3 protein-coding genes are annotated in these 3,930 nt (G+C 72.5%); all 3 read left to right on the top strand.

What is annotated here, in order from left to right; genetic code table 11:
• The first annotated feature begins 232 nt into the window (after positions 1 to 232).
• The 3 genes from QWZ14_RS03300 to QWZ14_RS03290 are packed head-to-tail and all read left to right on the top strand — an operon-like array spanning position 233 to position 3,876.
• A complete protein-coding gene (locus QWZ14_RS03300; RefSeq protein ID WP_290315141.1) occupies positions 233 to 1,636 on the top strand; it encodes a rhamnosyltransferase WsaF family glycosyltransferase in 1,404 nt (467 codons plus the stop codon).
• A 3-nt stretch (positions 1,637 to 1,639) separates the two neighbouring features.
• On the top strand, positions 1,640 to 2,797 hold the full coding sequence (locus QWZ14_RS03295) for a glycosyltransferase (protein ID WP_290315140.1): 1,158 nt from the start codon (positions 1,640 to 1,642) through the stop codon (positions 2,795 to 2,797).
• Positions 2,797 to 3,876 carry a class I SAM-dependent methyltransferase gene (locus tag QWZ14_RS03290; protein WP_290315139.1) on the top strand — a complete coding sequence of 360 codons (1,080 nt, stop codon included), beginning with the start codon at positions 2,797 to 2,799 and terminating at the stop codon, positions 3,874 to 3,876. Before QWZ14_RS03295 ends, QWZ14_RS03290 begins: the two co-directional genes overlap by 1 nt.
• Positions 3,877 to 3,930 lie beyond the last annotated feature (54 nt).

Below are 3,930 nucleotides of genomic sequence, written 5' to 3'. Positions count from 1 at the left end.
CCGCCGGTCTCGAGGCGATGCGCCAGGACCTAGCGCGGCGCGCGGCCGGCAAGCCGGCGCCGGACGCGGCGGCGCTGCAGGCCGAGCGTGACCGCATCGCCGGCGACTATGCNGCCAGGACCTAGCGCGGCGCGCGGCCGGCAAGCCGGCGCCCGACGCGGCGGCGCTGCAGGCCGAGCGTGACCGCATCGCCGGCGACTATGCCGCCGCCTGCCGGGCGCGCGACCTGGCGGTGGCGACCGCGGCCCCGGCGCTGGCCGCGGCCCGCGCTTCGGACGCGCAGCGCGCGGCGCTGATCGCCTCCTCCGCCTGGCGGATCACCCGGCCGTTGCGGGTCGCCACCGGGCTGCTGCGCGGCGAGCCGGGCTACCGCGACCGGCTGCGCCGGGCGCTAGGCGGCAGCCCGCCGCCGCAGCCCGGCGCCGCGGAGCCGCTGGCGCTGGCCGCGCCCTCGTCGGCGGAGGTGCCGGCCCTGCCCGGCGGCCCGACCCCGGCCAGCACCCTCATCGCCCGGTCCCTGCCCGGCCGCATGGTCAGCTTCCCCGACCCCGGCCAGCCGCGGCGGCTGACCATGGTGACCGACAGCATCAGCGCCGGCAGCCTGTTCGGCGGCGTCGGCACCGCCGCCATCCTCGCCGCGCTGCTGGCGAAGCGGCAGGACATGGCGCTGCGCATCGTCACCCGGCAGTCGCCGCCCGAGCCGCGCAATTTCGGCACCATCCTGGCGGCGCAGGGCATCCGCTACGACGGCAACATCGAATTCCTGCATGCCGGCGCCGGCGGCGAGGGCCATGCCCTGCCCATGGGCGACAACGACCTGCTGCTCACCACCTCCTGGTGGACCACCTGGGCGGCACGGAACGTCGCCCCGCCGCAGCGCATCCTGTACCTGCTGCAGGAGGACGAGCGGATGTTCTACCCGGTCGGCGACGAGCAGCTGCGCTGCCAGGAGGTGATGCAGGACGAATCCCTGCGCTTCATCGTCAATACCCAGGCGCTGCACGACCACCTGGTGCAGCAGGGCATGCGCGGCGTGATCGCCGGCGGCATGGCCTTCGAGCCGGCCTTCCCGGACTCGATCTACCATGCCGCCGAGCGCCCGGCCGAGGGCCGCCGCCGCTTCTTCTTCTATGCCCGGCCGCATCATGCGCGGAACCTCTTCCTGCGCGGGCTCGAGGCGGTGACCGCGGCGATCGAGCGCGGCGTGCTGCGGCCGGAGGACTGGGAATTCCACTTCGTCGGCGCCAACCTGCCGCCGCTGCTGCTGCCCGGCAACGTCCAGCCGCAGGTGGCGCAGAACCTGCCCTGGACCGAATACGCCGCGCTGGTCCGCAGCATCGACGTCGGCCTGTCGCTGATGCAGACCCCGCACCCGAGCTACCCGCCGCTCGACCTCGCGGCCAGCGGCGCGGTGGTGGTGACCAACCGCTGCGGCCCCAAGGTCTCGCTCGAGCAGTACTCGCGCAACATCCTCTGCGTCGAGCCGACGGTGGAGGGGCTGGTGCAGGGCCTCGCCGAGGCGGTGGCGCTTGCCGCCGACGCCCCGCGGCGCCAGGCCAATTACGCCGCCGGCCGCATCAACCGCGACTGGGAAGCCGCCTTCGCGCCGGTGCTCGACCGGCTGGCGGCGGGCTGAGCGATGTTCACCGCCGAGCTGCCGGTCATCGACTACCGCGATCCCTGGATGCAAAGCTTCGACACCCGCCTGCTGCAGCTCGCGCGCGGCCATCCCCGCGTCGCCTATTTTTATGAGGCGCCGGACACCAGCACCTTCCGCTACCGGGTCTTCAACATGATCGAGGCGCTGGCGGAATGCCGGCCCGACATCGGCGCCGCCTGGTTCTGCAGCGCCGACCTCGAGCACATGGAGACCATCCTCGACCGCTGCGACACGCTGGTCATCTGCCGGATGCGCTATTCGCTCGGCCTCGCCCGGCTGATCGCCGCGGCGCGGTCGCGCGGCCGCCGGGTGCTGTTCGACGTCGACGACCTGATCTTCGACGCCCGCTTCACCCATCTCGTGCTGGAGACGCTCGACCAGGAGGTGACGGATGCCGCCTTCGACTTCTGGTACGGCTACATCGGCCGGGTCGGCGGCACCATGCGGCTCTGCGACGGGGTGATCCTGACCAACGAGTACCTCGCCGCCCGCGCCACCGAATTCTGCGGCCTGCCGACCTCGGTGGTGCCGAATTTCCTGAACGGCCGGCAGCGCCAGGCCTCGGCCGATATCCTCGAGCGCAAGCGCGCCTCGGGCTTCCGGCGCGACCGGGATGTCACCATCGGCTATTTCAGCGGCACGCCGACCCACAACCGGGACTTCGCCCTGGCCGCGGACAGCCTGGCCGAGCTGATGTTGCGCGACAGCCGGATCCGGCTCAGGCTGGTCGGCTTCATGGAGGCGCGCGGCCGGCTGGCGGCGCTGGGCGACCGGATCGAGCGCTTCCCGCTGCAGGACTTCCTCAACCTGCAGCGGCTGATCGGCCAGGTCGAGCTGAACATCGTGCCGCTGCAGGACAACACCTTCACCAATTGCAAATCGGAGCTGAAAGTGTTCGAGGCCGCCGTCGTCGGGACCATCAGCGTCGCCTCGCCCAGCTTCACCCTGCGCCGCGCGGTGGTCGAGGGCGAGACCGGCTACCTCGCCCCGGCGCAGAGCTGGGACGCGGCGCTGGAGCGGGCGCTCGCCCGGCTCGACGACTACCCCACCATGGCCGAGGCCGCGGCCGAGGCGGCGGACCGGCAGTACCGCGCCTCGGCCTATGGCGATGCCATCGCCGGGGTGCTGTTCCGCTGATGGCCGGGGATCGGGTCGGCCTGCTGCTGGAGGGGATCCGCCCGAGCGACCGGCTGATCGAGATCGGCCCGAGCTTCAACCCGGTCGCGCCGAAATCGGCCGGCTGGCAGGTGACGGTCGTCGATCACGCGAGCCAGGCCGGGCTGGTCGAAAAATACACCGGCAACCCGCATGTCGACGTCCGCCGGATCGAAGCGGTCGACGTGGTGTGGCAGGGCGGCCCGCTGGAAACGGCGGTGCCGGCTGCCGACCATGGCCGCTACGCCGCGCTCATCGCCTCCCATGTCATCGAGCATATCCCTGACGTGATAGGCTTTCTGCGTTCGGTGCAGGTTCTGCTTCACCCGACCGAGGGTCGCCTGATCCTCGCGGTGCCGGACAAGAGGTTCTGCTTCGACGTCTTCCGCCCCGTCAGCACGACGGGGCATCTGCTGGCGGCGCACAAGGCGCTGCGCGGCCGACACATCGCCGCCCATATGTTCGACCATGTTGCCTACAAGTCGAGCCTGAACGGCCAGGGGGCCTGGGCTCGTCAGCCGCTCGGCGACGGGTTGCGGCTGGACCACAGCCTCGACCAAGCCATGGCCCAATTCGAGGCCATTACGCCGGATGGCGACTACGTCGACTGCCATGCCTGGCAATTCACCCCGGCCAGCTTCGCCCTGCTGATCCTCGAGCTGAGCGACCTCGGCCTGATCGATTGGCAGGTGGAATGGAGCGCCGCCCAGCCGGCAACCGAGTTCCTGGTGCGGCTGCGGCGCGGCCGGCGCCACTTCCCCTCAGCCGAGGCGCGCGAGGCGGCGCGGCTGGCGCTGCTGCGGGAGATGCTGCTCGAGTTGCGTGAGCAGACCGACTGGATGATCGACGCCAGTGCCCCCGCCTCCGCGGCGGCACCCATGGACCTGCCCGCCCGCCTCGATGCCATCGACGCCCGGCTGCGGACGCTGGCCGAGGAGACGCTGCCCCCCATCGCCCTCTCCGCCGCCGAGGCGCGGGCGGCGCTGCGCCCGGCGCGCGCGGCCTGGCGCCGCCTGCTGCCGCTGCGCCGGGTGGTGGCGCGCTGGCGCGGCCGCGGCTGAGCCGGCTCAGGGGGCGCCCAGCACCTCGTCGACGGTCCCGTCGGCGACGATGCG

The sequence above is a fragment of the Paeniroseomonas aquatica genome (assembly GCF_030409335.1).
GTDB classification, from domain to species: Bacteria; Pseudomonadota; Alphaproteobacteria; order Acetobacterales; family Acetobacteraceae; genus Belnapia; species Belnapia aquatica.
This window is presented reverse-complemented; position numbering and strand designations above follow the sequence as displayed.